The sequence below is a fragment of the Burkholderia sp. E168m23 genome (genome assembly GCF_016586125.1).
Classification (GTDB): Bacteria; Pseudomonadota; Gammaproteobacteria; order Burkholderiales; family Burkholderiaceae; genus Burkholderia; species Burkholderia orbicola.
Window position 1 is genome coordinate 1 of the sequence record NZ_BCPP01000536.1, and the last position, 4910, is coordinate 4910.

Sequence of the window (4910 nt, forward strand, 5' to 3'; positions counted from 1 at the left end):
GATGCGGGCGCGCGCGCCGATATCGTCGATACGCTGCGGCGTCATGCGCATGAGCGCACGACGATCGTATTCGTCAGCGATCTCGAGGAAGCAGCCGAGGTCGCCGATCGTATCGTGCGGTTCGATCGCGCGACGCTCGATGGCCTGTATCCGACTTCCTCCATCGTGGGTGCCTGCTCATGAAACCCGTGACCTCTTCTTCCGCTGTGCGTCAAGCCGCATCCGTCGAACGGTCGTCGCGCCGCGGGCCGGCGCGCATCCGCGATGCGCTCGAGCGGACGGGCATCCTGCTCGTGCTGGCCGTCCTCGTGGTCGTGTTCGCGCTCAGGGAGCCTGCGTTCCTGAACGTCGACAATCTGTTCAGCATCCTCCAGGCGGTGTCGATCGTCGCGCTGCTCGGCATCGGCGTGACGGTCACGCTCGCGGCCGGCGGCTTCGACCTGTCGGTCGGCAGCGTGGCCGCGACCGCGCAGATGGCCGCGAGCTACGTGCTGGTCGTCTGGCACGGCAGCGCATGGGCGGCCGTGCTCGCCTGCGTCGTGCTCGGCGTGGCCGCCGGCTTGTTCAACGGCTTGCTGATCACGCGGCTGCGCGTGCCCGACCAGCTCGCGACGCTCGGCACGCTGTTCCTGCTGGCCGGCCTGCAGTTGATCCCGACCGGCGGCCGCTCGCTCGCGACCGGCTCCGTGCTGCCCGACGGCACGGACGCGACGGGCGTGTTCCCCGACGCGTTCCTCGCGCTCGGCCGGCTGCGCGTGTTCGACGTCGTACCGTTGCCGGTGCTGCTGCTCGCGGCGGTGACGGTGCTGGCCTGCGTCACGATGGAAGCGACGCGCTGGGGCCGCGTGATCTATGCGATCGGCGGCAACGAAACGGCTGCGCGTTTGGCCGGCGCGCCGGCCGCGCGCTACCGTATCGCCGCGTATGTCGTGTCGGGCGCGATCGCATCGCTGGGCGGCGTGCTGATCGCCGCGCGGGTCGGCCGCGGCGACGTCAGCGCGGGACACTCGCTGCTGCTCGACGCGGTGGCCGCCGCGCTGATCGGTTACGCGGTGTGGGGCGCGAAGCGGCCCAACGTGTTCGGCACGGTCGTCGGCGCGGTGTTCGTCGGCGTGCTGCTCAACGGGCTCACGATGCTGAACGCTCCCTACTATATGCAGGATTTCATCAAGGGCGTGCTGCTCGTGTTGGCCCTCGCGTTCACGTTCGGTATCGGTCGCCGGGCGGATGCCCGGGCGTGACAGGTGAGGTCGCAAGCCTTGGTACAGGCACGGACTGGTTCGAATAACCCGAAGGCCTGACTGTTTGTTATCCAAAGTAATATCGATTGCCGAATCGGTCGGTTTGAGTTCGCGTGCCGTGCTGATAGATTGAGCCGATATCGTCCTGTACGGAGACAGACCCGCCATGCGCTCGTTGCTTCGCCGAAAGTCGCGCCTCGAACCGAAACTCGGTGCACTCGTATTGGGCGCCGCACTCGCGCTCGGTATGCCCGCGGCACACGCCGGCCCGCTCAAGGGGGCACCCGCGCCGTTCGACAAGGGCGGCGTGAAGATCGCGCTCGTCAACTACCTGTCGACCGGCGATTTCTTCCAGGCCTACGAAGCCGGCGCGCAGAAGCAGGCGCGGGCGCTCGGCATCGATCTGCGCATCTACGAAGGCCGGCAGGACGCGGCCGAGCAGCGCGAGCAGATTCAGCAGGCGATCAGCATCGGCGTGTCCGCGATTATCGTCAATCACGGCTTGCCGGAATCGCTGAAGGACGTCGTTCAGCGTGCGCTCGACAAAGGCATCAAGGTCGTCGCGTTCGACGTCGATCTCGCCAATCCGAAGGTGCCGCAGATCGAGCAGAACGATCGCGACCTCGCGAACCTGCTGCTCGATCAGGCCGTGAAGGACAACGGCGACGCGTTCTCTGCCGGGTACGTGTACGTGGCCGGATTCGCGCCGCTCGACCGGCGCGACGCCGCGTGGCGCGACTTCAAGCGCGCGCACCCGAAGGTGCAGGAAAAGGCGCGCTGGGGCACCGTCGACAACCCGATCGCGCAGTCGGTCGCGAACCAGGCGGCCGCCGCGTACCGTGCGAATCCGGACATTCGCGTCGTGTTCGCGCCGTACGACGAGTTCGCGCGCGGCGCGAAGCTCGCGGCCGACGAGGCCCGGCTGTCGTCGAAAATCCGCATCTACAGCGCGGACGTGTCGACGGCCGACATCGCGGCCATCCGCGCGCCGAACAGCGCGTGGGTCGCGACGGCCGCGACCAATCCGGCGGTCGTCGGCGCGGTGTCGGTGCGGGCCGCGGCGTTGCTGGTCGCCGGGCAAAACCCGGGCGCGCGCATCGCGGTCAAGCCGACGCTGATCACGCGCGACGACCTCGTGAAGAACGACATTCATACCGTGGCCGAACTCGGCGCGAAGTTTCCGGCGTTCCGCGCGAGCGACGCGGCGACGGCCGCGTGGATTCCGGCGCTCGACTGATCGCGCTGGCACGCAGCGAACCGATCGGTCGCCTGCGTGCCGTCTACCCATGACATGACCATGATGACCCTGAACGACTATCTCGTACAAAAGCGCGATGCGTGGCACGCGAAGCAGCAGGCCGCCCGCAACGATCCCGATTTCAAGGCGACGCCGCTGAAGGCGACCGTGCGCGCGCTCGGTCGCAGCGGCGTGCGCGAGATCCGGATTCGCGATTTCCAGGTGATCAGCGACAGCCCGCCCGATTTCGCGGGCTACAACCTCGGGCCTGCATCGCCGGAGTTGCAGCTCGGCGTGCTCGGCAGCTGCCTCACGCACATCACGTTGATCCAGGCCGCGGAGCGGGGGCTGAAGATCGACGCGATCGAAGTCGAAGTCACCGGCGACCAGCATCCGCTCGCGCAGCAGCCGGGGTTCGAGCATGTGCCGGTATTCCCGCACAACCTCCGCTATACGCTGGACATCGTGTCGCCGGAGCCGCCGGATGTCATCCGGGCGCTGCATCAGGCGGTCGAAGCGGTCTGCCCGATTTTCAATCTGCTGAGGCTGCCGCAGCACATCGACGGAGAATTGCGGCATACCAGCGCGTGATGCGCTGACGCATTGCGGCACGGCCGAGTTTGGAAATGAAATCGACGTGTTGTGATAAGAATACTTATCCTAATGGTCGTGAAGCGAATGCGTGGCGTTGACGGATTCGCACCATCGCGCGCCCGGGGAGGGCGGTCACGACGCTAGTTGCCGGGTTCCTTCGTCACGTCATGACGATAGGCGCGCGGCGAGCAGCCCACGATGCGTTTGAACGCATGGCCGAACGCACTATCCGAGTCGTAGCCGAGCCGCTGCGCGATCGCCGAGATCGACGCGTTCGAGCGGCGCAGTTCGCGCATCGCCAGCTGTATCCGCCACCGCAGCACGTATTCGAGCGGCCCGAACCCCAGTCGCCGCTTGAAATGCAGCGCGAACGTCGAACGCGACACGTGGCAGCAGGCCGCCAGTGCATCGACGGTCCAGCGCCGCTCGGGCGCCGCGTGAATCGCGGCCAGCGCCGCGCTGACCCGCGCATCCGCGAACCCCGCCAGCCACCCGACATCGCCGTTCGCGCCGGCGTCCACGTAGCGCCGCAGGATCTGCACCAGCATCATGTGTCCGAGATGTCGAACCATCAGCGACCCGCCCGGCGACGACGCGCCGAATTCCCGTGCGAGCTGCTGCAGCGACCAGCGCAGCACCGCCGCCGGTTCGGAATCGCCGCTCACGATCACCACGGGCGGCAGGCTGCCGAGCAGCAGCGGCATGCGTTCCTCGTACGCGAAGCGGCCGCCGATCAGAAAGCAGTCGGCTGGCTCGCCGTAGTGCGCGATACCGCGCTCGAGATGCCGGTACACGTCGGCGGCCGGCACCGGCGCGACCGACGGATCGCTCGCCAGCGAAAATGCCCGCGGCGCGGCGAGCAGGAAGCAGTCTCCCGTGCGCAGCCGGACGGGCGGCCCCGCACCGTCGACGGTCAGCCAGCAACTCCCTTCGACTACCGCGTTGAACTTGATTCCGTCGGGCGGGGGAAGGTCGACCGCCCACGGGCCGCCGGCGCGCAGGCCGGTGAAAAACGAGTCGCGCGTTTCCAGCAGCGACAGCACTTCCGAAAGCGGGTCCACGCGCATTCTCCGGACGACCTCGACGAAAAACCGGATTCTATTGCATTCACAGTCCGGATGCGCGGCCGGAGAATGTGCTCGTGCAGTGACGCGGCCGACGGGCGGCCGCGTGCTTCGCGTACCGTTCCTGGAGCCTTCGATGACGAGCAGGCAGCATCCCCTTCATTCCGGATTCGACGCCGCCTCGACGGCGAGCGACGTCCTGGCCGGCCTCGATCTGCACGGCAAGACCGCCATCGTCACGGGCGGCCATTCGGGTCTCGGCCTCGAAACCACGCGGGCACTGGCGCAGGCCGGTGCGCACGTCGTCGTCGGCGCACGGAGCGCCGCGGCCGCGCGCGAAGCGACGCGCGGCATCGCGGGCGTGGAGGTCGCGCCGCTCGAACTCGCGGACGCCGCGAGCGTGGCCGCATTCGCCGCGCGGTTCGTCGATGCGGGACGCCACGTGCATATCGTCATCAACAGCGCGGGCATCATGGCGTGCCCGGAGACTCGCTTGGGCGACGGTCGGGAAGCGCAGTTGGCCGTCAATCACCTCGGTCACTACGCGCTCGTCAACCGGCTGTGGCCCGTGCTCGCGCATGGCGACGGCGCCCGCGTGGTGGCGGTGTCGTCGCTCGGGCACCGGCTGTCGCCGATTCGCTGGGACGATATCGATTTCGCGCGCGGTTACGACAAATGGCTCGCGTACGGGCAGTCGAAAACCGCCAATGCGTTGTTCGCGGTGCAGCTCGACATGCTCGGCGCGCCGTTCGGCGTCCGCGCGTATTCGCTGCA

Annotated in this window: 5 protein-coding genes and 1 pseudogene; 5 read left to right on the forward strand and 1 reads right to left on the reverse strand. The window is 67.9% G+C overall.

What is annotated here, in order from left to right; translation table 11 throughout:
• From JMF90_RS24065 to JMF90_RS24080, 4 genes and pseudogenes are all read left to right on the forward strand, one after another.
• A pseudogene (locus tag JMF90_RS24065) lies at window positions 1-183 on the forward strand (sugar ABC transporter ATP-binding protein); the annotation flags it as partial.
• Complete coding sequence (locus JMF90_RS24070; RefSeq protein ID WP_200160233.1) at window positions 180-1241, forward strand: ABC transporter permease; 1062 nt, start codon at window positions 180-182, stop codon at window positions 1239-1241. The pseudogene JMF90_RS24065 and the gene JMF90_RS24070, both read left to right, overlap by 4 nt.
• Window positions 1242-1407: 166 nt before the next feature.
• A complete protein-coding gene (locus tag JMF90_RS24075; RefSeq protein ID WP_053523831.1) occupies window positions 1408-2478 on the forward strand; it encodes a substrate-binding domain-containing protein in 1071 nt (356 codons plus the stop codon).
• 60 nt (window positions 2479-2538) lie between these two features.
• Window positions 2539-3069, forward strand: a complete 531-nt coding sequence (locus tag JMF90_RS24080; RefSeq protein ID WP_201317277.1) for an OsmC family protein — start codon at window positions 2539-2541, stop codon at window positions 3067-3069.
• A 143-nt stretch (window positions 3070-3212) separates the two neighbouring features.
• Here the strand turns inward: JMF90_RS24080 and JMF90_RS24085 are convergent, their stop codons facing one another.
• Window positions 3213-4133 carry an AraC family transcriptional regulator gene (locus JMF90_RS24085; RefSeq protein ID WP_054928671.1) on the reverse strand — a complete coding sequence of 307 codons (921 nt, stop codon included), beginning with the start codon at window positions 4131-4133 and terminating at the stop codon, window positions 3213-3215.
• Window positions 4134-4272: 139 nt separating this feature from the next.
• Here JMF90_RS24085 and JMF90_RS24090 point away from each other — a divergent pair.
• Window positions 4273-4910, forward strand: a 638-nt coding sequence (locus tag JMF90_RS24090) for an SDR family NAD(P)-dependent oxidoreductase (protein ID WP_201325512.1), incomplete at its 3' end; no start/stop codon positions are given.